The organism is Vibrio sp. L3-7, from assembly GCF_963898195.1.
Taxonomy (GTDB): domain Bacteria; phylum Pseudomonadota; class Gammaproteobacteria; order Enterobacterales; family Vibrionaceae; genus Vibrio; species Vibrio echinoideorum.
In genome coordinates, this window is sequence record NZ_CAWQUW010000012.1 from 355,851 (window position 1) to 381,185 (window position 25,335).

The 25,335-nt window shown below is 45.0% G+C and carries 21 protein-coding genes and 1 pseudogene; 11 read left to right on the plus strand and 11 right to left on the minus strand.

Translation table 11 applies throughout. From position 1 onward, the window contains the following. Nucleotides 1–66: 66 nt before the first annotated feature. On the plus strand, nucleotides 67–1,857 hold the full coding sequence (locus AACW75_RS11440) for a bifunctional protein-serine/threonine kinase/phosphatase (RefSeq protein ID WP_237297434.1): 1,791 nt from the start codon (nucleotides 67–69) through the stop codon (nucleotides 1,855–1,857). Nucleotides 1,858–1,935: 78 nt separating this feature from the next. Here AACW75_RS11440 and cra read toward each other — a convergent pair whose 3' ends face one another. After that, entirely contained in the window at nucleotides 1,936–2,940 is a 1,005-nt protein-coding gene (gene cra, locus AACW75_RS11445; protein ID WP_029224924.1) for a catabolite repressor/activator, read from the minus strand. Nucleotides 2,941–3,325: 385 nt separating this feature from the next. Here cra and fruB point away from each other — a divergent pair, with 385 nt between their 5' ends. Genes fruB through fruA form a run of 3 tightly spaced genes read left to right on the plus strand, consistent with a single transcriptional unit; the run spans nucleotide 3,326 to nucleotide 7,222 of the window. Next, nucleotides 3,326–4,459 (plus strand): fused PTS fructose transporter subunit IIA/HPr protein, encoded by a 1,134-nt coding sequence (gene fruB / locus AACW75_RS11450; protein ID WP_237297435.1) that lies wholly within the window; start codon nucleotides 3,326–3,328, stop codon nucleotides 4,457–4,459. A 9-nt stretch (nucleotides 4,460–4,468) separates the two neighbouring features. After that, entirely contained in the window at nucleotides 4,469–5,446 is a 978-nt protein-coding gene (gene pfkB / locus AACW75_RS11455; RefSeq protein WP_237297436.1) for a 1-phosphofructokinase, read from the plus strand. A 15-nt stretch (nucleotides 5,447–5,461) separates the two neighbouring features. Next, nucleotides 5,462–7,222, plus strand: a complete 1,761-nt coding sequence (fruA, locus tag AACW75_RS11460) for a PTS fructose transporter subunit IIBC (RefSeq protein ID WP_237297437.1) — start codon at nucleotides 5,462–5,464, stop codon at nucleotides 7,220–7,222. Nucleotides 7,223–7,344: 122 nt separating this feature from the next. Here fruA and AACW75_RS11465 read toward each other — a convergent pair whose 3' ends face one another. The 4 genes from AACW75_RS11465 to AACW75_RS11480 are packed head-to-tail and all read right to left on the minus strand — an operon-like array spanning nucleotide 7,345 to nucleotide 13,667. Continuing rightward, entirely contained in the window at nucleotides 7,345–8,418 is a 1,074-nt protein-coding gene (locus AACW75_RS11465; protein ID WP_237297438.1) for a helix-turn-helix transcriptional regulator, read from the minus strand. Then, nucleotides 8,415–11,615 carry an efflux RND transporter permease subunit gene (locus tag AACW75_RS11470; RefSeq protein ID WP_237297439.1) on the minus strand — a complete coding sequence of 1,067 codons (3,201 nt, stop codon included), beginning with the start codon at nucleotides 11,613–11,615 and terminating at the stop codon, nucleotides 8,415–8,417. The genes AACW75_RS11465 and AACW75_RS11470 overlap by 4 nt, the downstream gene beginning before the upstream one ends. Continuing rightward, the gene (locus AACW75_RS11475; protein WP_237297440.1) at nucleotides 11,612–12,790 is read right to left on the minus strand and encodes an efflux RND transporter periplasmic adaptor subunit; all 1,179 of its coding nucleotides are present in this window, start codon (nucleotides 12,788–12,790) and stop codon (nucleotides 11,612–11,614) included. Before AACW75_RS11475 ends, AACW75_RS11470 begins: the two co-directional genes overlap by 4 nt. After that, nucleotides 12,780–13,667 (minus strand): ABC transporter six-transmembrane domain-containing protein, encoded by an 888-nt coding sequence (locus AACW75_RS11480; protein ID WP_237297441.1) that lies wholly within the window; start codon nucleotides 13,665–13,667, stop codon nucleotides 12,780–12,782. Before AACW75_RS11480 ends, AACW75_RS11475 begins: the two co-directional genes overlap by 11 nt. A 223-nt stretch (nucleotides 13,668–13,890) precedes the next feature. On the opposite strand from AACW75_RS11480, the gene AACW75_RS11485 reads away from it, so the two are divergent. From AACW75_RS11485 to AACW75_RS11505, 5 genes and pseudogenes are all read left to right on the plus strand, one after another. Further along, nucleotides 13,891–14,532, plus strand: coding sequence for a hypothetical protein (locus AACW75_RS11485; RefSeq protein ID WP_237297442.1), 642 nt, complete (start codon nucleotides 13,891–13,893; stop codon nucleotides 14,530–14,532). Between the two features lie 11 nt (nucleotides 14,533–14,543). Beyond that, nucleotides 14,544–15,455, plus strand: a complete 912-nt coding sequence (locus AACW75_RS11490; protein ID WP_145565804.1) for a sterol desaturase family protein — start codon at nucleotides 14,544–14,546, stop codon at nucleotides 15,453–15,455. 8 nt (nucleotides 15,456–15,463) lie between these two features. Next, nucleotides 15,464–16,139 (plus strand): annotated as a pseudogene (locus tag AACW75_RS11495) (response regulator transcription factor). Further along, nucleotides 16,136–17,431: a sensor histidine kinase gene (locus AACW75_RS11500; protein WP_237297443.1), complete on the plus strand. Its 1,296-nt coding sequence runs from the start codon at nucleotides 16,136–16,138 to the stop codon at nucleotides 17,429–17,431. Before AACW75_RS11495 ends, AACW75_RS11500 begins: the two are co-directional and overlap by 4 nt. A gap of 84 nt (nucleotides 17,432–17,515) precedes the next feature. After that, a complete protein-coding gene (locus AACW75_RS11505; protein ID WP_186437163.1) occupies nucleotides 17,516–17,668 on the plus strand; it encodes a hypothetical protein in 153 nt (50 codons plus the stop codon). A gap of 110 nt (nucleotides 17,669–17,778) precedes the next feature. On the opposite strand, the gene AACW75_RS11510 is transcribed toward AACW75_RS11505, so the two are convergent. The 5 genes from AACW75_RS11510 to yghU all read right to left on the minus strand — a co-directional run bounded on the left by AACW75_RS11510 (nucleotide 17,779) and on the right by yghU (nucleotide 22,301). After that, nucleotides 17,779–18,102: a DOPA 4,5-dioxygenase family protein gene (locus tag AACW75_RS11510; protein ID WP_237297444.1), complete on the minus strand. Its 324-nt coding sequence runs from the start codon at nucleotides 18,100–18,102 to the stop codon at nucleotides 17,779–17,781. Between the two features lie 151 nt (nucleotides 18,103–18,253). Next, entirely contained in the window at nucleotides 18,254–19,051 is a 798-nt protein-coding gene (locus AACW75_RS11515; RefSeq protein ID WP_237297455.1) for a metal ABC transporter permease, read from the minus strand. A 2-nt stretch (nucleotides 19,052–19,053) separates the two neighbouring features. Continuing rightward, on the minus strand, nucleotides 19,054–19,959 hold the full coding sequence (locus AACW75_RS11520) for a metal ABC transporter solute-binding protein, Zn/Mn family (RefSeq protein WP_237297445.1): 906 nt from the start codon (nucleotides 19,957–19,959) through the stop codon (nucleotides 19,054–19,056). A gap of 16 nt (nucleotides 19,960–19,975) precedes the next feature. After that, on the minus strand, nucleotides 19,976–21,112 hold the full coding sequence (locus tag AACW75_RS11525; RefSeq protein ID WP_237297446.1) for a hypothetical protein: 1,137 nt from the start codon (nucleotides 21,110–21,112) through the stop codon (nucleotides 19,976–19,978). Between the two features lie 331 nt (nucleotides 21,113–21,443). After that, complete coding sequence (gene yghU, locus AACW75_RS11530) at nucleotides 21,444–22,301, minus strand: glutathione-dependent disulfide-bond oxidoreductase (RefSeq protein ID WP_017074067.1); 858 nt, start codon at nucleotides 22,299–22,301, stop codon at nucleotides 21,444–21,446. A 276-nt stretch (nucleotides 22,302–22,577) separates the two neighbouring features. Here yghU and AACW75_RS11535 point away from each other — a divergent pair, with 276 nt between their 5' ends. Further along, a complete protein-coding gene (locus tag AACW75_RS11535; RefSeq protein WP_017074069.1) occupies nucleotides 22,578–22,922 on the plus strand; it encodes a YajD family HNH nuclease in 345 nt (114 codons plus the stop codon). A 172-nt stretch (nucleotides 22,923–23,094) separates the two neighbouring features. Here the strand turns inward: AACW75_RS11535 and AACW75_RS11540 are convergent, their stop codons facing one another. Then, nucleotides 23,095–23,475 (minus strand): hypothetical protein, encoded by a 381-nt coding sequence (locus tag AACW75_RS11540; protein ID WP_017074076.1) that lies wholly within the window; start codon nucleotides 23,473–23,475, stop codon nucleotides 23,095–23,097. 595 nt (nucleotides 23,476–24,070) lie between these two features. Between AACW75_RS11540 and AACW75_RS11545 the strand changes: the two genes are divergently transcribed. Then, a complete protein-coding gene (locus AACW75_RS11545; RefSeq protein WP_135457613.1) occupies nucleotides 24,071–25,309 on the plus strand; it encodes an L-lactate MFS transporter in 1,239 nt (412 codons plus the stop codon). The last annotated feature ends 26 nt before the right edge of the window (nucleotides 25,310–25,335 follow it).

The following is a 25,335-nucleotide window of genomic DNA, read 5'->3' on the forward strand; positions in this document are numbered from 1 at the left end:
TTTTGTTCTTCCTAGGATGTTCTGTCAAGGAAGCGGGAAGAAGAACAGTTAAGAAGAAGACCAGTTATGACAATTTCATTCAGCCAAGGGCAAGTCGTCACGCCAGAATCCAACAACCAGTTAACGCTTAAGTTTGGCGGTTATTCGAATAAAGGCATACGTGATGAAAATCAAGACGCCATCATTGTAAAGCACCCCAAAACTCGTACTGAGCAAGAGTTGAAAGGCAGTGTCGCCTGCATAGCAGACGGGGCAAGTTGCAGTGAACACGGCCAGAAAGCCAGTCACACCAGCGTGATGCAGTTTATCGACGACTATTACGCCACGCCAAATAGCTGGAGCATTCAGCGCTCAGCACAGAAAGTCTTAACGTCCCTCAATTCTTGGCTCTTCAACACGTCTGTTTCTAATATCCATCCTGCACAACAAGTTAACCACAATGCGCTCGTTTCCACCTTTAGCAGCGTGATACTCAAATCGAACACCGCACATATATTCCATGTGGGTGACAGTCGTATTTATCTATTGAGAGATGGCGAATTGCGACAACTGACACGCGACCATACCCGCAAGAACATGGGACAAAAACACTACCTAACACGAGCTTTGGGTATGGATAACCAGCTCAACGTTGATTATCAAACGCTTCCTATTAAGAAAGACGACTGCTTTATCCTGACATCTGATGGCGTACACGAGTTTGTCTCGCCCAACACATTCAAGGATCACATCGACAAACCAGGAGCGGATTTTGAATACGCGGCACAAACGATCTGCAATGCCGCTTTAGGCTACAATAGTTCCGATAACGTGAGCTGCTTGATTGTGCAAGTCAGTCACCTTCCTAAACCATCACTTATTGAATTCCATGAAAAGCTTGCCAAGCGCGCTATCCCACCCGCTTTAAAGCTTGGGCAAAGCATCGACAACTATATGGTACTCGAGGTGTTGTATGCAGGTTCAAGAAGCCATGTATACCGTGTGATGCAGAAAGAGACACAAACCGAATTCGTCTTGAAAGTACCCTCGGTTCAATACCACGATAGTCCCGCACAATTGAGCACCTTTTTTAACGAACAATGGGCAGGGATCCTGCTGAACAACAAGAAAGTAATGAAGGTCTACCCGACGCCAGAACACTCGCAATTCCTATATCAAATCTGCGAATGGGTAGAAGGCATCACGCTGAGACAGTGGATGTACGACAACCCAAAACCTTCACTCAAACAGGTGCGCGATATACTCGATAAAATCACACAAGGTATCCGAGTGCTACAACGTGCGGATATGGTGCACAGAGATTTAAAACCTGAAAACATCATGATTCAACGTGATGGCGAGATTAAAATCATCGACCTTGGGGCTGTGTTAGTAAGAGGTATTGAAGAAGGAAGTAAATCAGAGCAAGACTCGGTGCCGTTGGGGGCCGTTAATTACATTGCCCCGGAAACCATAAAGCACAATACCGCGACCACAAGTTCGGATCTATTCTCTATCGCGGTCATCGGGTATGAAATGCTCACAGGCGAACTGCCCTATCCTGAGATGTCTGCACAATCGCTCAAGCAATCTCGTCACCATCAATGGGAATACCAATCGCTGACTCAAAAGCGCACTGACATACCAGCTTGGGTTGATTTGGTTTTGCAAAAAGCCTGTGCCGAATCACCAAGCGAACGCCATCAAGTGTTAGGGGATTTTGTGGCCGACCTTTACACACCTAACCAAAGCTTGGTGAAAAGCAAAGCCAAGCAACCTTTGATAAACCGAAATCCAATCCAGTTTTGGAAAGTGTTGGCTTTGTTGCTCGGCATTGTTGCGGTCGTAGAACTGGGTTTATTGTTAAACCCAAGCTAGATACGTTTACGAATTAGCCTAATCTAACCTAGCTTAATCTAAACAAAACGAGTCTAGTCTCGTATAAACTAATGGCACTTAGCCTCGTCTAACTAAGCTTCTTGGCACTAATTCAATACCCGCTTGGTAACGTTTAGCAGAAGCATTCAAAGCAAGAGCAAAGGCACTATCCGCAATCACTTCAAACTGTTGCGGAAGTGAATGGACCTTAAAAGGCAAGAAATCGAGCAGTCGGTTATCACCAAAAGTCGCCAACTTCACCTGATTAACTAATTCTGGCTTTTCAACCATCACATCCAGTACACCTTCTAGCAAGGTGTAAGACATAGTGACAATCGCATCAGGAACCGTGCCTTTAGCAATCCACTCTTCAAAAACCGCACGCCCAGACTCTCTGTCAAAGTGTTCACCGTAGCCCACAATTGTAGGTTTGCTTTCTGAGAGTCCAACCTGCTGAGCATACGCTTTGTTGGCTGCTTCAAAACCCAGTTGGCGTTCACGTGAGATATTTAGGTCTGGCAATGCACCTATCAAACCAACGCTATGAATACTTTCATCGAGAATCGAATGGGTCAGTTCAAACGCAGCTTCGAAATCTTCACTGATCACACAAGCAAAATGCTCATCATCTAACGGACGGTCAATCGCAATTACGGGTGTGCCTGAATTTTGCAGTTTCAAGTAGAACTCGTTGGCGTCTGGCATTGAACTGGCAACCAGCAAGGCATCTATACGACGGCTCACCAAAGCTTCAGCCACCTTTCGCTCAGTTTCAGCATCATCATCAGAACATCCAATCAGGATTTGATAACCCACTTTACGCGAGTTCTGCTCTATCAATTTTGCTAAACGCGCGTAACTGCTGTTTTCCAGGTCAGGAATAATCAAACCAAATGAACGGCTATTGCCAGCGCGCAATGACGAAGCAGCATGGTCTGGTCGGTAGTTATACTCTTCCACGACTGCCATTACTTTCTGCTGAGTCTTTTCACTGATTCTGTATTTCTGCGCCTTGCCGTTGATGACATAACTGGCTGTGGTTTTCGATACTCCAGCCAGTTTAGCAATTTCATCAAGTGTCATATGGGTGACCTGTATTTTGTGCGTAGGATCATATAACCAATGATCTGATCCTCGGATTAGTTGAATTATATGCTGAATCGATTCAGTATAAAAGCTGAAAGGATTCAGCAAAATCTGAAAAGTGACTTCAATCATCCTTTTGAATGGATTGAGCGTCATTTGTTGTGATTCAACTTCTCGTTATTAACGAAACTGAAATTACGACACACAGCAAAACTATTTTGAAAACCAAAATCGGCTTTGCTGAATTTTTTTACACCGAATGCTGAACCGATTCAGCTAAAGTAAAACAAAGAGCAAAGCAACGAGTTAAGCTCCATAAATCTTGCTCTAGACTGAATCGTAGCGATACACAAATTCTCAAGCGATACGCTAAAGAGGCACCATGCTTAAATTATCAAAATCTGACATCACTCTTGGTCAAAAGGCCGATGACAAATTCAAAGCTATCCAGAACATTGCTGGCGACCTAACCGCGAAAGGCTTAGTTGACTCTGGCTACGTTGAAGGAATGCTGAACCGTGAAAACCAGAACTCTACGTTCCTAGGTAACGGCATCGCGATTCCTCACGGCACCACTGACACGCGTGGCCTAGTAAAAGAGACAGGCGTAGCTGTTCACCACTTCCCTGAAGGCATTGATTGGGCAGACGGCAACCGTGTTTACGTAGCCATTGGTATTGCAGCTAAATCTGACGAGCACTTAGGCATTCTTAAGCAGCTAACGAAAGTGCTAGCGGCTGACGGTGTTGAAGAGAAATTAAAGCAAGCGAAATCAGAAGACGAAATCATCGCCCTACTTAACGGCGAAGTTCAGCTAGAAGCCGACCTAGACGCTTCTTTAGTTCAGCTACTGTTTCCTGCAAGCGACATGATTCAAATGTCTGCCGTTGCGGGTGGCCTACTTAAGAACACAGGTTGCACAGACAACACATTCGTTGCCGACCTTGTGACAAAAACACCGACTCACCTAGGCCAAGGCCTGTGGTTGTTGGGCAGCGATAAAGGCGTAACACGCACTGGCGTATCTTTCGTTTCAACCGCTAACCATTGTGAATTCGAAGGCACACCCGTTAAAGCCTTGGTCGCATTCGCCGCTTGTAACAGCGCGCACCAATCTATTCTGGCAAACCTAAGCAAGATGGTTTTCGAAGGTAAACAGCAACAACTGTTAACCGCTGATATTGCACAAGTGATTGGTCTTCTAAAAGGTGAAGCGGTTTCTACAGCCTCTCAAGACGATGACAACTGCGCAGTATTCAAAATCAAAAACGCGCACGGCCTGCACGCTCGTCCGGGTGCAATGCTGGTTGCTGAAGCGAAGAAATTCGAATCAACGATCCGTGTTTCAAACCTAGATGGCGACGGAAAAGAAGTGAACGCGAAGAGCTTGATGAAAGTGATCGCACTTGGCGTTAAACACGGCCACCAGCTTCAGTTTGTTGCTGACGGTGAAGATGCAGCACAAGCACTTGAATCGATTGGCAAAGCTATCGCTTCAGGCCTTGGCGAAGGTTAAGGAATCGATATGTCTGATAAACAAATCAAAGCCGTTACCGTTACGCTAAACCCGGCTCTCGACCTAACTGGCGCGATCGACGCACTTAACGTGGGTTCAGTGAGCCTAGTGAACAAAGGTTCTCTTCATGCTGCAGGTAAAGGCGTAAACGTAGCAAAAGTACTTTCAGAGCTTGGCGCTAAAGTGACCGTAACTGGTTTTCTTGGTCGCAATAACGAAGAAGCGTTCTGCCAACTGTTCGAACAGATGGGCGCAACTGACCGCTTCATCCGTGTAGATGGCGCAACTCGTATCAACGTGAAATTGGTAGAGAACTCAGGTCAAGTTAGCGACATCAACTTCCCAGGTGTTCCTGTTGATGCTGACGCGATTAAAGCGTTTGAAGAAACCCTATTAGAACTGGCTGAAACTCACGATTACTTCGTGATTGCAGGCAGCTTGCCACAAGGCATATCGCCAGAGCTTTGCGCTTCTTGGGTTCAACACTTACGTGACCTAGGTAAAAAGGTGTTGTTCGACAGCAGCCGTGACGCACTTAAAGCCGGTATCAATGCACAACCTTGGTTGATTAAACCAAACGATGAAGAGCTTTCTCAGCTATTCAACGCAGAACTGACAACACGTGACCAATGCCAACACGCAGGCCAAGCCCTGAGTGAAAAAGGCATCGATAACATCGTGGTATCACTTGGCGCAGAAGGCGTGATGTGGCTAAACCAAGGTGAATGGCTACATGCTCAACCGCCGCGTATGCAAGTGGTGAGCACGGTAGGCGCAGGTGACACATTGGTTGCTGGCCTATGTTGGGGTCACATGCAACAGATGCCAAAACCAGAACTTATTAAATTCGCAACCGCCCTATCTGCTCTAGCAGTTTCACAGGTAGGCGTGGGCATCACCAGCCAACAAGAGCTGGATTCAGTACTACAAAATATCCAATTACAGTCGCTTAGTGCTCCAACTAGCCAGTTAGACACAAGCAAATAGGACAAAAGGTTTATTATGAATATTACCATTATCACAGCTTGCCCTAGTGGCGTAGCAAACAGCATCATCGCCGCAGGCTTGTTAGAGCAAGCGACAAAAGCACTGGGTTGGAACGCCGCTATTGAATGTCAATCAAGCGTGCTACCAGACTCAACCGTATCGCAAGACACTATCGACAGCAGCGACGTTGTGGTTATCGCAGCCAACACAAACGTTGATAAAGCGCGCTTTGTCGGTAAGAAAGTGTACCAAGCGGCTATCTCTGAATGCACTGCGGATGCAAAAGCATTCCTAGAGAAAGCGGTAGCAGAAGCGACGGTATTAGACGCTTCTCAAGTTGAGACTACAGTGGAAGTGACTGGCACCTCAGTAAACTCTTCTACAACAGCAAGCACTGGCAGCAAAAAGATCGTAGCGATTACCGCTTGCCCGACTGGTGTTGCACATACCTTTATGGCAGCTGAAGCGCTTGAAGCAGAAGGCAAACGCCTAGGTCACCAAATTAAAGTGGAAACTCGTGGCTCTGTAGGTGCGAAAAACCAACTGACAGACCAAGAAATCGCAGACGCTGATCTTGTTATCATCGCAGCCGACATTGACGTTCCTCTGGATCGTTTTAACGGTAAAGCGCTATACAAAACAACAACAAGTCCTGCTTTGAAGAAAACAAAGCAAGAGATGGAAAAAGCGTTCGCAGAAGCTAAACCATACCAACACACAGCTTCTGCAAATTCAGCACCTACTGACGAGAAGAAAGGCGTGTACAAACACCTAATGACCGGTGTATCTCACATGCTTCCTGTAGTTGTTGCAGGTGGTTTGATCATCGCTCTTTCTTTCGTATTCGGTATCGAAGCGTTTAAAGAAGAAGGCACATTAGCAGCAGCACTGATGACTATCGGTGGTGGTTCTGCATTCGCTCTAATGATTCCTGTTCTTGCTGGTTTCATTGCATTCTCGATTGCTGACCGTCCGGGTCTGGCTCCAGGTCTAATCGGCGGTATGCTGGCGAGCTCAACGGGCGCAGGTTTCCTAGGTGGTATCGCAGCAGGTTTCATTGCGGGTTACGCAGCGAAATTCATTGCCGACAAGGTTCAACTTCCACAATCCATGGAAGCCCTCAAGCCAATCCTGATCATTCCGTTTATCGCGAGTTTGTTCACTGGTCTTGTGATGGTTTACATCGTGGGTGGCCCTGTTTCTGGCGTGATGAGCGCAATGACCACTTTCCTAAACAACATGGGAACGTCTAACGCGATTCTTCTGGGTGTGATTCTAGGCGCTATGATGTGTTTCGACCTTGGTGGCCCTGTAAACAAAGCCGCTTACACATTTGGTGTTGGTCTACTGGCTTCGCAAACTTACGCACCAATGGCAGCAATCATGGCAGCAGGTATGGTTCCAGCTCTAGGTATGGGCCTTGCAACTTTCCTAGTGAAAGACAAGTTTGAAGCAGGCGAGCGTGAAGCAGGTAAAGCATCATTCGTTCTTGGCCTATGTTTCATCTCTGAAGGTGCAATCCCATTCGCAGCGAAAGATCCAATGCGTGTTATCCCAGCTTGTATGGCCGGTGGTGCACTAACTGGCGCACTATCAATGATGTTTGGTGCACAGTTAATGGCTCCACACGGCGGCTTGTTCGTATTACTGATTCCTGGTGCTATCTCTCCAGTTCTTATGTACCTAGTGGCGATTGCAGCAGGTACAGCAGTAACAGGCTTCGGTTACGCAGCTCTTAAAAAGATGAGCAGCGATAAAGTGACAGCAGAGGCTTAATCCCCCCTACTCTGTTTAGCGGTTAAAGCTGACGAACAGAGGCTCTTGATAAAACAAAGGTTCCTCATTTGAGGAGCCTTTTTATTGGAATTAGCTAACAAACTGAAACGCTCGGTCTGGTGTTACTTTTCTAATGTCGCTAAAACGGGCAACAGGAATGAAAACGTCACGCCTTCGACATCATCCGTGTCGAACTGGCGAATCATCTCTACCAAATAACCTTGCACATCTAACTTCAAACCTTGTTGCTCAACCGCCTTAAACAGAGCTTCTAAGGCTGTGCTGTACGCCACATCCGAAACGAGATAGACCTCACAACACAAGTAGTATCCTTCGGGAATCACCCTATCATAACGCTCTTTGGCCACATGCCAGTTCCCAATTTCAGCGTCGATATCGCCCCAAGAGTTTCTCATTTGCTTGATCGGTAAGGTACTCATCAAGTGTGTCGATTTTTGGCCATATAACTCAAACACCGTGTCCCAATCAGGGTCATCCAATTTGATCTTTTTCATACCCCGCTCTGGATACCAAACCAACTCTGTTGGCATAGATTGCACGAGTTCTTTTTCTATTGATGACTGTAAACCTGGATGCGCGAGTTGTTGAATGAAATCCGCGGTCTCCTTAGGTGTTGCTTGAGAACCTAATTTTCGAACCTGTTTTGCGGTAACACCGAGTTCACGCTTGAGCGCCTTACCTAATGACTGCGATGATGAGAAGCCACAATATTGAGCAATTTCAATGACACTCCACGGTTCATCATTGAGTAGCAAACCGACCGCGACTTGTAATCGAACACGACTTAGATACTGACCCGGCGTTTCATTAAACAACTCCGTAAACTGACGATGAAAGTGGTATGGCGAAATTGCGCTCTCGGTCGCTATATCTTCCCACGTACGGCGTTCAGCCCAGTCTTGATGCATCAACCTCAGTGCATGCGTAAAGCGTTTCTGAAGATGCTCGGGCAAAGATTCAATCAATGCAATCTCTGGCACCAGTTTAAAAGCTGGCACCAAATGCAAAGCAGGTTTGTTTTCTTGCGTCATACAATCTTGGGTCTCAGGTACATTGGCTTTAGCCTTACTGTCGGATAGCTTTAATAAATCAGATGGCTTCAATGAATCGGATGTCTTCAATAGATCAGGTAGCTTGGTTTCACTATCGTCTTTGTCCTTTATAAAATCAATCACGTGCGATCCAAAGTGAGTTCTTCTAATGGATCTTTTACGCGTAACTCTTGTTCGACTAAATCTTTTTGACCTAAGTCTTTTTCATCTAGTTCTTTTTCAACCAACGGCGGCTTGCGACAAAACAAACCAAGCAGCACAGGAATCAAAATCAGAGTCACCGCAGTAGCAAACAACTCACCAAACACCAAAGATACTGCCGCAGGTTTCAAGTATTGCGCCTGTTCTGCGGTTTCGCTTAGCAATGGCAACAATCCACACACAGTGGTAATGGTGGTTAAGAAAATTGCCCTTAAACGGCTAGTACCCGCAATGACTAACGCTTGCTGTAACGGTACGCCTTGGCGATATTCACTATTAAAGCGCGTGATCAACACCAGCGAGTCGTTAACCACGATACCTGTCATAGCCATCATGCCGAACATCGAAAGAATGCTGATGGGTAAATCCATCAAGTAGTGACCAAAAATCGCGCCTGCAAAACCAAACGGTATCACCGCCATGATGATCATCGGTTGCCAATAGGACTTCAAGGGCACCGCCAACAAAATGTAGATCATGATGAGCGTTAGAATCATCGCTGATTTGAAGCCGTTCGACACCTCACCGATTTCTTCAAATTCGCCGCCCGCTTTTATCGTCACACTTGGAAACTGTAAGTGCAGAGATTCAATCGTATCTTCGAGTTGCTCACGTGTTTTCTCTGGTGATTGGAGGTCTCGATTCTGCTTCCAATGCAGGTTAATCACTTGCTCTCGGTCGCGGCGGTAAACCACTTGCGGTTCTTGCTCATGACGAAACTCAGCAATATCACCCATCATCACGCTTCCGCCATTAGGTAACATGATAATTGCCTGTTGTAGCTGAGCCAAGGTTCTGCGCTCATCTCTTGGGTATTGCAGCAACACCTTGGTCTCTTGTCCATTTTCTAATAGGCGATGAACTTCCCTTTCGCCGAACGCTTCACCTGCTAGCTGAGCCAGTTTCGCTTGCGTTAACCCTAGCTGGTGACCATATTGATTCAATACCAAACGTACTTGCGGTAAACCGTCCTGACCATCATCGTAGACATCCGATACGCCTTTCAACGAAGCCAAAGTATCCGCTAGCTCCTCGCTAACGAGAGAAGCAAGTTCACGATCATTAGAGGAGATCGTCAAGAATGTTCCACCAGCTGGTTCCTCTGCCGCTCTGAACTTAACCGAATATGCGCCTTCTATTTGGCCTGTGTTTTCTCTCCATCGCTTCAACAATAAATTACCCGGCAGTGAGCTTAAGGATTCATTGGTGAGCTCGGCTGTGACTTCGATTTCACCATGGCCATCAGACCAAGCAAGCAGGTTCAAAACAGGCTTCTCTTGTAATGGGTAATCGTCCATCAAACCTTTTTCTACTTGTGTCATTGCTTGCTCTACTTGCAACAAGGCTTGGCGCTGTAAAGGCAGTGGTGCGCCATCTTCCAACTCAATAACCGCGGTGATGTAACGCCCCGGGATTTCAGGGAACAACGCACTGCGAATCGCACCGTTAGACCACATACCATAAGCCAGTGAGATAACCGCCACAAACCCAAGCAGGGACGCGACTTTGTAGCCAAGTGCAAACTCCAATACTGGCTTGTAGATCTTGAGATTAAACCACTGCAGTCCGCCTTGAGCAGTATTCTGAACCTTGACAAAGATACCTGTTGATGGCTTTTTCACAGAAAGCTGAGCCAAGTGTGACGGCAAAATAAACTTGCTCTCGATGAGCGAGAATATCAGCGCAAAGATCACCACTGCTGAAAACCCAGCCAATACTTTGGCTAGCTCGTTATTAATCCATAGCATTGGAGAAAACGCAGCGATAGTCGTGAGCACACCAAACACGGTTGCCACTGATACTGAGTTAACGCCCTGCCAAGCGGCTGCCTTTCCGTTTATATTTGAGGAGCCGTTTAGCTTTGGGACTCCGGAATGACCAGCATTACCCGTCCGTTTTTCATGTATCGCTTCGCCTACAACAACTGCATCGTCCACCAGCACACCGAGCACCAAGATAAAGCCAAACAAAGTGATGTCGTTGATGCTGTAGTTAAACAACTGCATTGCAGCGAGCGTTCCTGTCAGCGCAATTGGAATACCCATCGCGACCCAAAAGGCGAGCCTAATTTCAAGAAATATTCCAAGTAGAACTACGACGATCAATAAGCCTTGCCATGCGTTCTCACTTAGACGAAAGAGTTGTTCTTCAATGTAAGGCGCCATGTCGGCCATGGTATTCAACTCAATATCCGACGGTAAAATCGCACGCTGTGCATCAAGCGTTTTACTGATCGCTTCGCTGACTTTGAGCAGATTGTCGGTTTGACTCGTGCTGACCAATAAGGCTATGGCGTTAGAACCGTTATTACGCACGATAGAACCGCTGTATTGGTAGCCACGACTTAGCTTGGCGATGTCTCCCAGCAGTATTTTTCCGTTGTTTCCTGAAATCACAACAAGTTGGTTCAACTTCTGCAAATCATCGGCGTAACCGTCACCACGAATCACCATTCGACCTTTGTCACTAATCAGTTCACCACTACGAGTCTCAAGCGAACGCTGCTCAACGAGCTCTGCGAGATCTTCTAAGCTCAACCCTAACGCTTTCAGTAGGTCAGGATCTGGCTCGATAACCAATTGAGATGTGCGAGATCCCCGATTTGATACCTTCGAGATACGCGGATTTTTCTTCAGCGCTTGTTCAATTTGCTTGGCGATGGGCTGCAGTTCGTCATCGGTTCTCGGCCCAGATACCACCACAAACGCCGCTAAATTGGTAAATTCGTTTCGCACAACTTGTGGCCTGTCTGCTTGCACAGGAAAGCCATTGATCGCGTTGACTTGATTGCGAATATCGTCCAAAAGCTTGCCTAAATCGGTGCTACTGGTTTTACGGACCATGACCTGAGAAATCCCTGCACTCGACTGACTGGTGATCTGCTTGATGCCTGCAATACCGCTAATTGACTCTTCTATTCGTTGAGTGACACTCTCATCGATCTGTTGCGCCGTGCCGCCAGGATAAGTAACGCTGATACTGATGGAAGAGGGTGCGATTTGTGGAAACGACTCGACACGCAATTGTCCGAACGCAAGCACACCACCGATAACAATCGCCATCATCAACAAATTGGCAGCCACAGGGTTGTTAATAAACCATTTGGTCATCCAACTCATTGGTTCTCCTCCTCAATCTGTTCATCATCAGATTGGCTCGCGATCATGGATTCTGACCTATCATCTTGATAGAAGTTAGGCTTGACTTGCTTACCAATTAACATCGAAGAAAGTGGGTATTGCACCACTCTGCGAACCTGTTCACTTTGCTGATTAAACCGAATGTCGAGCACCTGATTACCTTGCCCAATCAAGGATACCGACTCTTTACGTAGGCGATCATTGTTGTCTAACGTCCACACGTATCCGTCTCGTGTCATCGCGCTCAAAGGCACGCTGACCACGTTATCCTTCAACCCAAGATTAACCACCGCCTGAACCTGCTGATTTGGAAACAATCTTGGCTTGCTTTGATAAGGCGCCTCAACCGAAAGCACGACTTGCCTTTGGCGAGTGGCCGAATCAACTTGCGGAGACACATAGCGCACTTTGGCAGGCCACTGATTCCCAGAACGACTCACTACTGTGATACTCGGCTCTGTCAGAGCGGCTTGGACTTGTTGCCAATGCATTTCAGAGATAGGTAACTCGATATCAATCGAATCACTGGCAACCAATTCAAAGGTCACTAGCCCCGCCTCTATCCACTCTCTCGGGCTGATATTGCGTTTCATGATCACAGCATCAAAGGGCGCGGTAATCACTGATTCTTCCAACAACTTCTGTGCACTTAGGTAAGCCTGTTTCGCTTGTTTCAGATTGGCTTTCGCTGCAAGTAATTGAGGCTCTCTGCGAGCAAAAGACGAACTCGTTTTCGGGTTCAGCATTTTTAACGCGACCGTTTGCTCATGCTTAGCTTGCTTCAATTCCAATTCTGCTTGTTTTAATGAGCTCAACGCCTGAGCCAAGTTCGCATCAACCGCGCTGGTATCTAGCCTTGCCAACACATCGCCTTTTTTAACCAAATGTCCAGGTTCGATGCTTTCATCTAACCATTTCAATTGCGCGCTACTAGACGCCTTTAGCTGCACTGGCCAACGAGCAGCGGTTAAGCCTAATATCGTTAACATCGATTTATGCTGTGATGGTGTCACCTCTAAAACCATAACTGGAGCCAGTACCGCTTCTTTCTTAACTGGCTGGGCAGCTTTAGGCTCCAATTCATCAACGACAACCAACGCGATAAAGATGGCTGCGCAACCGACTAATACAGACAGTGGCTTTTTAAATTTCATGAGGTATCTCCTTGGTAGCCTGTTGGACTGAGGTGTGGTTAAGTCGCTGACTGATTTCAGTAAGGCGAGAAAGGGTTTGTAGCGTAATTGGCAGCATCACGGCGGTTTCAACAAACTCCAGTGAATAGGTAACGATGGAGAACACTTGCCCCGCAGTCGGCTCAATAAGCTGGCTCACCATCCATAAATTTCCGATGACCGCGCCAAACAACACGATAAAAATCAGCCCGTAGACAACAGCTTCAGTATCAGACAACTTGATTTCACACTGTTTTAAGCGCTCAAAGTGCGAACGTAATGCAGACAAACGAGCACCGTTCAATAACTTAACCTGCTGTTCAACTTGGTCATTGAACTTGCCATTAAGCCGCGTAAACATCCGATGGAAGACACCATAGATAACTAGTATCGAAATCCCAGCGAACAACATGCAAAGCGCCAATGAGAAGTGGAATGTAGAGAGAATCACCACAGTCGCAACAAGTTGAACCACGGCCGTCATCAAAGCAGGTAAATCGTCTTCTAGGAAATCGACCAGTTCGCGAGACATCGTTAATCGAGCGTCTTTGGTCGAAATAGATAAGCCACGCAGGTTACACTCAACAAGATTCGAGAGCTTTACCCGAATAGCACCGTAAACACGGGTATCGTAAAAACGGCGAATGACACTGATGATAACCAGAACAATTAGAATCAGTGCCAACATCATTAAAGGTTGAAAGCTCTGATTTAACACACCGTCGATGGCATAACCAATAAACAGTGGTAGTAGAATTAGCATCACATTTTCAGCAAGCACCATTAGCCAAGTCACAGAGACCTTTAATGGGTTAAGCCGAATAACCGTCAGCAAAGAGATGGGATGTTTGAATAGCATTATTGAGCCCATAAATGAATATGGCGCCAGTATTACCAATTATAAATGGAGAAAAGTGTCCCAGATTGCTGTATTAAAAAATTAGTCTATCGACTACATAGCATATCCACCCAATAACCCGCGAATACATAACCGCCGTCTAGAACAATTCCCACGGTTACCTTTTGTTTACCTCTATACCTTTACTGTCCTTGATAAGAAAAATGAACAACAAGGAAAGAGCATGAAATTATTCGCTTCACTACTCACAACAGTCGGCATTACTGGCGTTGTCTGGGGGTTATTACATATTCAGCCTGCGATTGCAGACGCATCGACGGAACAGCCAATCAAAGAAGCATCAACGATTGAACCTTCTATAACTAAGCCAGTAAAGATAAAGCCACAGATCACTACAAACACGCAGCCTATTGCTTCTCAAGCTACACAAACGACCTATCTACAAGGCTTAAGCAAGACTATTTCATTAGATGACGTGCCAGAGTTATGGGGGACTTTCTATCAGAACCTTGAAACGAACGCAGCAAATAACGAAGACGTCGCAAAGCAACAGGGTCAGCAACAGCAAGTCGTTGTGATCTATCAAGACATCAACTCCGATTTCAGCGAAGCGACGGTCACTATTGGCTTTCCTACCAAGCTAAAGAAATCAAATAAAAACAAATCTTTGATAGAGATTCCAAGTAAAACAAAAGGCACTCTGCTACTCAGTAAAGGTGAACATACAGAACTAGAATTAGCACAAGCTTGGGAAGGTATCGCGATTTTAAAAGAAGTGGACATGGTGATAGAACGCCACCAATTGAATCAGCACGGGTTGCCGGATTCTAGTGAGTTATACGTCTATTATAAGAACAACAAGTAAAGGATTTAGTTATGGATTTCACTATGGATAGCATTGGGAATTTTCTCTCTCAAACATTCACAGAAACGAGCATCATCTTTACCGAGAGTTGGGTAGATGATAATTTTCTATTGCTTGCTTTGGGTCTGTTTATCTTTGAACTTATCCGCTATGCGTTTAAGAAAAAACTCAGCTGGAACATGCTGGGTGATAGTGCGACGAACTTAGCCACACTATTTTTCTTGTTGGTGACTGTTTTCTTTGTCGGGTTAGCCTATATCGGCGCTTTTGTTTACGCTTTCGAGAACTTTAGTCTGACTCAACTGCCGATAACAGGTTGGACTATTCTTGGTTGTTTGATCTTGGCTGATTTAGCATACTATTGGGAGCATCGCTTCCTACACAGCAACGGTTTCGCATGGGGAACCCACTCAGTTCACCATAGCTCACCTTACTTTAATATCTCGGTCGCCTATCGCTTTGGGCCGTTAGATTGGTTATTCCCATTCTTCTTTTATCTGCCACTCATTTTGCTTGGCTTTAACCCATTTGTTGTACTGATGTGTGAAACATTTGTTCAGCTGTTCCAAACGCTATTGCACACTGAAACCGTTAGACGACTGCCTCGCCCTGTCGAAGCGGTGTTTAATACGCCTTCACACCACAGAGTCCATCATGCGACCAACAAACAGTATCTTGATAAAAACTATGCGGGAATACTGATCATTTGGGATCGCATGTTCGGTACTTTTGCCAAAGAAGAGCAAGAAGTCACCTATGGCGTCATTCCTCGAATCAACTCTGTGAACCCATTTAAGGTATATTTCCACGGCTACGTTAAACTGTGCCAACAATTATGGCATGCGCCAAATTGGAACTACCGATTACAACTTCTTATTCAGCCGCCTATTTGGGCTTGGAAAAGAGAACGAGAAACAAAGTAAGGATACTTATGAGCATTAACGCCTTGTTGATTGAAGACGACAGTGACTTAGCAGAAGCCATTGCAGATTATATGGAACTCGATGGGGTTGAATTCGACTTTGCCTATAACGGCGCAGCAGGGCTTAACCTCGCCTTAGAGGGGCAATATGACATTATCCTCACCGACATCAACATGCCTAAAATGGATGGACTCGATGTGTGTCAGTCACTTCGACAGCAAGGCGTTACTACACCCATTCTGATGTTAACGGCGAGAGATACGTTGCAAGACAAGATCGCTGGCTTCGAGGTTGGATCGGACGATCTATTTAGTGAAGCCTTTTGCAATGGAAGAGCTAAAAGTACGGCTCATGGCGCTAGTGCGTCGTTCTCAAGGTTCGGTGACTTCTCTGTCGGTGGCGGATCTCAAACTGGACTTGGACAAGCACCAAGCTGTTAGAGGCGACAAGCTGTTGAAGCTCTCCCCAGTGTGTTGGCGAATGCTCGTGATGTTAGTAAGAAACAGCCCTAACGTGGTGAGCAAAGCCAAGCTTGAAGAAGCATGGGAAGACGAAATGCCAAGCTCTGATAGCATGAAAGCGCACCTGTTTAAGCTTCGACAAGTGGTTGATGCGCCCTTTGACTCAAAACTAATTCACACGGTTCATGGTATTGGTGTTGTCTTGCACGAGGAACCATCATGAAACACGCGGACATGAATCGAGTCAGTATCAAGCGTGATATCTACCTCTACTTATTTGGCATCGTCGTATTACTCACAGCCATCTACAGCTTGATGGTGTCTCAAAGCTACCAAATTGGCCTCAATGAATCGGCAAAGTATGGATTTCTGTATGAATTAGAAGTCGCAGAACAACATTACCTCGAAACAGGGCAACTACCGCACTATCAAAACCCAACGTTTCAAGCGTTTCTAAACAACTCAGATGTGCCAACTAAGTTTCAGCAAGCCTTTGACTGGAAAGCATTTCAGAATGACGCTATTTATGAACACTACGCGCCTTCATCGAACAATGAGTCAGGGCAATATCTCTACGCCGCCAAGCATAAGATTTCAGGTGGAGAAGAAGTTTTGTACATCGTTTCTGAATACGATGAAGCGATTTACTTGAATCTATTCGAGCTAAACCCGCCTGATTCTGTAGCTCAAGTTAACAACGCTTTTATCGCTATAGGCGCCCTTTTACTCTTGGTGTTTTTGATCATTCGCCTTCTGATACACCGAGTCACCAAACCGATCATTACCTTATCTAAATGGTCTGAATCTCTTGATGTGAACAACACCCAAAGGCTAACTCAATTTCGCTATAAAGAAATCGACCAGTTAGCCTCTCAACTCGTCAAAAGCGTACAAGGTGAACGTCAAGCCAATGAACGTGAGAGCTTCTTCTTAAGAGCCGCGAGCCACGAGTTAAGAACACCTATTGCTACTATTTCAGCCAGTGGCGATATGTTGGTTCGGTTGTCTGAAAGCATTCCTAATAGTGGTCAACGGGCGGTAGCGCGAATCCAACGCTCAGCCACCAACATGAAAGCCTTGGTAACAACTCTGTTGTGGATGAGTCGTAATAGCGAAATGGAAACGAACTATGAGCAAATCAAGCTAGAGCCCCTGCTCAATAACATTATCGAAAGTCAACGTTACCTTTTAAAAAACAAAGAAGTAGATATCCAAATCAACGTTGCTCAACAAGAACATGCCCTACCCCACGAGCTGACTGACGTCGTGCTCACCAACTTAGTCCGAAATGCGTTTCAACATGGTGGTAGCGGATCTATCAGCATTACACTGACAGAAAAGCAATTCGAGGTAATCAACCGCTTGGAAGATCCAAATATGGCAAACGATTCTGAACAGCAAACCTCTTTTGGTATCGGCCTAGAACTCATTGATCGCGTTTGTCAGAACCAAGGTTGGCAGTTTACTCATGAAACTCACAACAATGAGTTCATCGTCAAAATCATGCTGTCGTGATTTTCTAGATGGTTAATTGATGGTGACCAAAAGTTTACCCTTACTTGGTTATGCTAGTTGCACAATCTAGTTAGGAGTAATTTTATGGGCACTTGGGTATTAGAAACGCTATTGTGGGCTATTGTAACGGTGGCAGTTTGTGTCGCGATTTGGGGACTTTACTTACCTAATATCTTAATCGCATTAGGTGTTTCAGTAGCGGTATCGCTGTTACTAGGGAATAGCTGGAGAAGCTAGTTATTTAAAGAAGAATATAGTTCAAAAAGTTAGTGAATCTGGCACACCCGACAGCAACGATATTTACTAAGTACGTTGATTAGGTACGTACTGTCGGGCGGCGAATTAAATTAGCTACTTAGCGTATCTTCAAATACACCCAGCTCACGACCAAGCCATGTCGCTCGCACTGTGTGATCCAAAGTTTCTTCACCACCTGTTACTGGGTGAATTAGAACCGACATATCACCGCGCTCTTTTTCAAGCCACTCAATAATACCCGACTCTTTGTTCACAAAGTGAATCTCAAACATTGGCATCTTATGTGGGCCAACCAAACGCTGTATTAATGGGAAAGTCTCTAACACATCTTTGCGCTCTGAGAGGATTTTCTGACGCAGTGTTTCTGCTTGCTCTGCAAAGCGCAGAGGGAAATAGATATGACCGTGGTACATGGCACCATCCTTTAGAATTATGATGTTGCGATTTTATACCTAAACCGCCTTTAATAGCTAAATCTAAATATAATATGCCAACGCTTCTGGTTCTAAATAATACTCCATGTCCACGTATACACTCGCAATCACTACCAAGTAAAACCTTCAGCTAAAAGCAATTTTTTGTCGAACTAGCCATGCACTTACGTCTAATCAACTGGGACACAATATTAAAGATTAGCCCCGCCAAAAACAACGTGATGACAATACTCGCACCACTCGGCAAATCGTAATAAGCCGACATAGCTAATCCCGATAAAATGCCAACCGTTCCAATCCCAATACTCGCGATGAAAAAACGGAATCCTTTTAATGCGGCCGCGCACAATGCCGGGATAACCAACAAAGCGAACTCCAAATAAATCCCTGTGAGCTTCACGGTGATCGGCATCAGAATAGCAAAGATGAGATAGAAACCACTACCCTGCATAAACTCAGGCTTTACGCGAATCAACACCAACATTGCAGTCGTGATTATTGCCAACGGCCACACATCATCCCAGGTAGACCACAATAACTGCCCGTTGAGAATGCCTTGGATAAAATCGGCACCATGAGGATCTTTACTGACCAATAGAATAGCCAGCGAAGCAGACACCACAAACAAACTGCCTATCATAGGTTCTAAGTGTTGTTTGTAACGCTTTTCCATTAGTGCGATTAGTCCGCAAAGCAGTAATGACATAACCCACGGGCCAATCATTTCGCCAAGCCAAGAGCCGCTAAACAACGCATAACGGCTCAGCCAATACTGACTCAAAGCGGCACCTAAAGCCGCGACTTGTGCGACCGCTAAATCGATAAAAATAATTTGTCGCTTGAGAACTTGCTCCCCAAGTACAATGTTACCGACTAACGCGATTAAGCCACACAAAACTGCAGGTTCCAGCCAACTATATTCCATCAACATCACGATCTCTGAGACATATCTGAATCGACCAACATATCCAACAATTCATCGATCACTTGCTCGTACATCTCATCTAGGCTCTGACCTTCTGAAACCGTAAGAGGTAACTGAATCACAGGTTTACCGGTTTGTTGGTTAAACCAATTGGCTGGACGCTGATCTTGATGTGATGAATACACAATCGCATCAAACGAGGCCGGGTCTAACTTCGTCAGTGACTGGAGGTGTGATGTCGTCGGCGATATCCCCGGTTTAGGTTCTAAGTCAGCAACCTGCTCCATCTTTAACCAATCAAATAGATAGCGGTAGGTAGCATGGTAACCAACTACCTTCTTTCCTTGTAACGGTTCAATTTTGCTTTCCCAATCTGCGATCTTTTGACGCCAATGGGCTCGAAACTTCATGCCATTTCGCATATAAATATGCGCATTCTTGGGGTCGATAGCTTGCAGGCGTTTGGTTACTTCTCTGGAAATAGGAATAATGTCGTTAGCGGCAAAATGTACGTGAGGATTACCGTGTGCATGAATGTCGCCCATACTGCGATCGACATGATCATGAGTATCCAACATGCGTACAAAGTCACTCGCATACAGCATGCTCGATGCGTTATTTTGTACGGCTGGGTTACCACTTCGTATTTGTAACATCGGCAACCAACCCACTTCCAACTCAGCACCAGAACACATCGCCAAATCGGCTTGGCGCATCTTGGCAATAAGTGACGGTCTTGCCTGAACATAGTGCGGGTCTTGCTTAGCTGTAGTCGCCGAGTAGATGTTGGCGTCAGGAGCGTGGTTATGTATCAGAGCCTTCCACTCTGGCTCACAGACGAAGATGTTCAACGCCATCGCAGGCGAAGATACAACTATAGATGAGGATACAATGGCAACACCTGTTGCCATTGTAAGTAGGGGTTTCCTAAAATGCATGAGCACCGTGCGCCCCAAAGGTCATCACATACTGAAGCGTAAATACGTTGTCTGTATCTTTACTTTGGTTTTCAACGCGAGAGTATTGTGCTCTAACTGTACCAAAATGAGACGAATCCCAAGCGACCATTACGTCCGCTTCTTTGTCGTTCATCGCAGTAAAGTGCATGTGGTCACCATGTGCATGACCATCATAGCTTTCCGCTTCACCGTAGCGCATGCCTGCTGACCAACTAGGGCTGAATCGGTAGACACCCGATACATAGTAGCCTGCGAGCGTATCTGGTGATTCCGCATCATTTTTGAATTTGTCATCGACGATGCCATCTAACAACATGTATTCAGCAGCAAGCGTGAAGTTTTGGTACTTGTAGTTACCGTTTGGAGCCCACTTCCATACAAAATCAGCACCGTATAGGTTTGAGCCAGTTACAGCAGCGCCGTGGCTATGATCGTGGTCATGGTCATGCCCGTGATCATGGTCTCCAAACTCACGAACTTTACCATTTTCATTGCGTAAGTAGCTCAAACCAAACTGCCAGCTTGATGACTCTGAAAAGTCGTCACCCAGCTTAAGAGTTGTAGTGTAAACACCAACGTCAGAGCCATCATCAACAGAAGACACCTTGCTACCACTTAGCGCTTCAATACCAAGCTTCACATACAGATCTGTAGGAAGAACGATGTTCGCACGAACACCATCATCGTAATAATGCGAACCCAAGAAAGTACGGTAAGCCGCAGGACGCTCAACAAAGCTATCGGTATGCATGTGTTGGTTATTCAGGTAACCAAAATCAGACAAGAAACGTCCGCCTCGAATGCTTAAACCATAAGGCATCGTCAGTGTTTCAATGAAAGCTTCTTCTAATAACAACTCCGTTTCATCATCATGAGTTTCAATTACCGTCGTTAACGAGCCATAAAACTTATCATCAATATTGGCGGACATATTAAGTTCAGTATGACCAAGGCCGAAACCTTCTTCTCGTTCAGAGTTATTACGCTGCCCATCTTGATAATAACCATCAAGTACGACACCAATCTGAGGATTCGACAGCGTGTCGGCAAAAACAGGGGAAACAAGAATGCTACCAACCGCTAGAGAAACCAATTTCTTATTCACAACATCTTCCTTTTAAAAGTACATTATCGAACAATTATTGCTATGTTATAACATAACAATAATTTGTTAATCTCTGAAATGTAACAAAGTATTAGAAAGCAAAGCAACTAATCGAGAGATAACAAGCTAAGTACTTATTAATCAATAAGATAAATGAGTTGAAAATGAAAAATATTGGTTCGGGATTGAGAACTGTCGAAGAGGATATTTATAGAAAAAGGAATTAGAGAATAGGAATTACAAGAAACGATCGAACTGAAAACTAGAGTTTGCTATCCGAATCAACCGAAAACAAACTCTAGCGATGTATTGTAACTATTGCTTTAAATAACTACGGGCGTAGCTTTAAAACACGATCAATATCTTCAGCGCTATGACGCTCGGGTACTTGTTCCCATTCTTCGCCCCATGAGCGGTTAACCACTCGGCCGCGTTGGAAGCCTTCACGCGCCTCTAATTGCTTAGCCCAGCGTACCACGTTGGTGTAAGACTCAACCTGTAGAAACTCTGCTGCATCATATATATTGCCTAGTACAAGGTTGCCATACCAAGGCCAGATAGCGATATCAGCAATACTTAACTCTTCACCGGCAACAAAGGTGTTATTTGCCAGTTGTTTGTCTAACACGTCTAGTTGGCGCTTCGCTTCCATCGCAAAGCGGTTAATGGGGTACTCTTGCTTCTCATCAGCGTAGGAATAAAAATGACCGAAGCCACCGCCGAGGAATGGTGCTGAACCTTGCGCCCAAAACAACCAGTTGATAGTTTGCGTTCTAGTCGCCCCCTCTTTAGGTAAGAAGTGACCAAATTTTTCAGCTAAGTGCATCAAGATAGACGCGGATTCAAAAACATTGACATCTTCATCGCCAGATTTATCAACAAGAGCTGGAATCTTCGAGTTTGGGTTTACGCCAACAAAGCCAGAAGAAAACTGGTCCGACTCACCAATATTGATCAAGTACGCATCATATTCAGCTTCTTTTACACCTAGCGCTAATAACTCTTCCAACAGAATAGTCACTTTCTGGCCATTAGGTGTTCCCAGAGAATACAGCTGTAAAGCATGTTCACCAACGGAAAGAGCTTTATCAAACCGAGCGCCAGATTCTGGACTGTTGATATTCGCCCATTTATTTCCACCATCGGTGTCGTTAACCCAGACTTTTGGCGGAGTGTATTGTTCTGACATGATATTTCCTTATTGATAGGGGGTAGCTTTAATTGATATTAGGTCACCGACTCTGAGTTAAAACCCCTAAATACGATTTATTTTCAAACTGTTAAGCATGGCTTATTCCAGAAAGTCATAACCCGCTTTCAAAGGAGTCTTATGCAAAAGGTAAGTGAGCGTTCAAAAGCCTACTCAAATGTTGGTTAGTGCAAAGCTTGATTTAGTGACGACATTTCTACAGCTTCAAGAAAGCTGTGATAAAATCGACGTATTACAATAAATAGGAATTTGACAATGTCTTCAGATTTTACAGGATCGAGTGCAGCGTACGCTCGCCAAGAGAAAGGCTACCGCGAAAAGGCTCTAAAACTGTACCCATGGGTTTGTGGTAAATGTGCACGTGAATTTGTTTACTCAAACTTAAGAGAACTTACCGTTCACCACGTGGACCACGACCATACAAACAACCCTGAAGACGGCAGTAACTGGGAACTATTGTGCCTGTACTGTCACGATCATGAGCACTCAAAATACACGGACCATGACCGCTACGGCGTTGATGCAAAGGCCCGTTTAGATGATCATCAATCAGCAACGCACAATCCATTTGCCGATCTAGCAAAATTGATGAAGAAGTAAGTGCTTCCTTCTTTGTAAAACGAGTTGCTCGAATAACAAAGAAACCCCAGTATGTCACCATACTGGGGTTTCTTTTATCTGCCGTCATAACTAAAAATAGAGTTAAGGGAGGCAGGATCAAAAAGAGCCTTCCGAAGAAGGCTCTTTATAGAATTCTGTATTAATTTTGCAATTATACCGCTGCTTGTTTGCGAGAGTCTTCTACCTGCTTAGCGCGTTTTTTTAGAGTTAACTTGTCGCGGTATGCAAACCAAACGTAAGTAACAACGACTAAGAAGAACAGGTATGACAATGAGAAAATGAACGGCGATTGAATAATATCGTTCGAGATTCCCCAAGAAACACCAACAACCGTCACGGCAATTTTCGCAAAAAAGCCACACATCAGTAGCATTAAAGCTAACTGTGGGAAACGGGTGCTGCGGAATGCAAGCCAGTAGCAACTGCCCACTGCCAATGCAGCGATATAGAAGCCGAACAAGAAAGAGTGAATATGGTCAGCTGCCGCTAAACCACCAGAAATTGACATCAATAGAATTAAAAACAGTTTCATAATACTCGCCTCGCCATTAGTTGGAAACGCATCCTTTCAAATTTGGAATCTCAGTTTGCGTGTCATTTTCCCACTTTTTCTCAACAACACAACCCCTCAGATTGAACAAAATGTAAGCAAAGGTGCCAACAAAAACACACCTTAACAATTAGTTAACATTTTGTTTTTAATAAAACTCCGCTACCCCTTGTCTCATATAGGCAAAGCTCTATTTTGATTTATTTTGTTACACAAAATTAACCTTAGAAATTAATTAAAATTATTTGTAACTCTGTGATATCCGAACGGTATACGCACAAACTGGTAGTACCTCTTTTAAAAATCCCCTTGAGAATAGAACGATAACGCTCAAAAATCACAAAACTGAAAGGTATTAGGCACAACTGCAAAACCAATAAAAAACAACCCATTAACAATATCTGTTTTATTTATCAAAAATGGAAAAAGAGATTCCAATCACATTTTTATTGGTTATAATCCGCGCTCTTTTGCGCTATCTGTTGATAAACGCAAACTAATTTTGAAGAAATAATCACAATAACCCGTCTTTAGTTAAGTGGCTCTCACTTAACTTATGACAGAACTGAGAATAAAAATGAGCAAGATTGATAAAGCATCACGTATCCTGCTGGCAGGCTTCTGTATCAACCTTTGTCTTGGCATCCTGTATGCTTGGAGTGTATTTAACAAAGCGCTAGTGACTGAAGCTGGTTGGAGTGCTGCTGAAGCATCTTCACCTTACGCTATTGCAACTATCACATTCTCAGTTTGTCTTCTTGTTGCAGGCATCCTACAAGACCGTATGGGTCCACGTAAGATCCTTATTCTAGGTACAGCACTTACTGGCCTAGGTATGATTGCTTCTGGTTTCGCTACGACTCCTATGATGCTAAACCTAACGTTCGGTGTGATGACAGGTGCTGGTATCGGCTTCGGTTACGCATGTCTTTCTCCATCAGCAATGAAGTGGTTCCACTCTTCTAAGAAAGGTATGGTTAACGGTCTAATCGCAGCAGGCTTTGGTCTTGCAGCTATTTACCTGGCACCATTAACATCTGCGCTAATCGATAGCATGGGTATCCAAACAAGCTTTATGATTCTTGGTGTTGGTGTACTTGCGATTGCGGTCCCTCTAGCAGCAACGATCAACAATCCACCAGCAGACTACACGCCAGCCGAGCCTAAAGTTAAAGCAGGCCAAGCTCCTAAAGCGGTTAAGAAGACTGAAGATCTAACGTGGAAAGTAATGCTGAAGACTCCTCAGTTCTACTCTCTATGGGTAATGTACGCATTTGCTGCATCTGTTGGCTTGATGATCATTGGTAACATCACTACGATTGCTAGTGTTCAAGCTAACCTGCCAAACGCAGTGTACCTAGCGTCTATCCTTGCAGTATTCAATTCAGGCGGCCGTGTTGCTGCAGGTATGCTTGCAGATAAGATCGGTGGCGTACGTACTCTACTTCTAGCGTTCATCCTACAAGGCGCGAACATGGCTCTATTCGCTACGTTCAACTCTGAGTTCACGCTAATCATCGGTACGGCTATCGCAGCTGTTGGTTACGGTACGCTTCTAGCAGTATTCCCAACACTAACTGCTGAATTCTACGGCCTGAAAAACTACGGTACTAACTACGGCGTGCTTTACACGGCATGGGGTATCGGCGGCGCTATCGGCGCAGCAATTGTTGGTTTCTCAATGGCAAATGGCGAAGGTTACGGCCTAGCTTACACAATCTCTGCAGTTATGATGGCAGTGTGTATTGTTCTTGCAATCATCACTAAGCCAATCACTGAAGCTAAAGTTGCTGAACTAAAAGCATCACAAGCTTAATCAACAGAAAAGATTGAATTTGTTAC

Excerpts from the sequence above, each read along its gene's own strand:
- AACW75_RS11480 (WP_237297441.1), bottom strand. The coding sequence starts at position 13,667 with ATGCTATTCAAACATCCCATCTCTTTGCTGACGGTTATTCGGCTTAAC.
- AACW75_RS11545 (WP_135457613.1), top strand. The coding sequence starts at position 24,071 with ATGAGCAAGATTGATAAAGCATCACGTATCCTGCTGGCAGGCTTCTGT.
- AACW75_RS11485 (WP_237297442.1), top strand. The coding sequence starts at position 13,891 with ATGAAATTATTCGCTTCACTACTCACAACAGTCGGCATTACTGGCGTT.
- AACW75_RS11520 (WP_237297445.1), bottom strand. The coding sequence starts at position 19,959 with ATGGCAACAGGTGTTGCCATTGTATCCTCATCTATAGTTGTATCTTCG.
- AACW75_RS11535 (WP_017074069.1), top strand. The coding sequence starts at position 22,578 with ATGTCTTCAGATTTTACAGGATCGAGTGCAGCGTACGCTCGCCAAGAG.
- fruB (WP_237297435.1), top strand. The coding sequence starts at position 3,326 with ATGCTTAAATTATCAAAATCTGACATCACTCTTGGTCAAAAGGCCGAT.
- AACW75_RS11475 (WP_237297440.1), bottom strand. The coding sequence starts at position 12,790 with ATGAAATTTAAAAAGCCACTGTCTGTATTAGTCGGTTGCGCAGCCATC.
- pfkB (WP_237297436.1), top strand. The coding sequence starts at position 4,469 with ATGTCTGATAAACAAATCAAAGCCGTTACCGTTACGCTAAACCCGGCT.
- AACW75_RS11500 (WP_237297443.1), top strand. The coding sequence starts at position 16,136 with ATGAAACACGCGGACATGAATCGAGTCAGTATCAAGCGTGATATCTAC.
- AACW75_RS11440 (WP_237297434.1), top strand. The coding sequence starts at position 67 with ATGACAATTTCATTCAGCCAAGGGCAAGTCGTCACGCCAGAATCCAAC.
- AACW75_RS11490 (WP_145565804.1), top strand. The coding sequence starts at position 14,544 with ATGGATTTCACTATGGATAGCATTGGGAATTTTCTCTCTCAAACATTC.
- cra (WP_029224924.1), bottom strand. The coding sequence starts at position 2,940 with ATGACACTTGATGAAATTGCTAAACTGGCTGGAGTATCGAAAACCACA.
- AACW75_RS11540 (WP_017074076.1), bottom strand. The coding sequence starts at position 23,475 with ATGAAACTGTTTTTAATTCTATTGATGTCAATTTCTGGTGGTTTAGCG.
- AACW75_RS11470 (WP_237297439.1), bottom strand. The coding sequence starts at position 11,615 with ATGAGTTGGATGACCAAATGGTTTATTAACAACCCTGTGGCTGCCAAT.
- AACW75_RS11505 (WP_186437163.1), top strand. The coding sequence starts at position 17,516 with ATGGGCACTTGGGTATTAGAAACGCTATTGTGGGCTATTGTAACGGTG.
- yghU (WP_017074067.1), bottom strand. The coding sequence starts at position 22,301 with ATGTCAGAACAATACACTCCGCCAAAAGTCTGGGTTAACGACACCGAT.
- fruA (WP_237297437.1), top strand. The coding sequence starts at position 5,462 with ATGAATATTACCATTATCACAGCTTGCCCTAGTGGCGTAGCAAACAGC.
- AACW75_RS11510 (WP_237297444.1), bottom strand. The coding sequence starts at position 18,102 with ATGTACCACGGTCATATCTATTTCCCTCTGCGCTTTGCAGAGCAAGCA.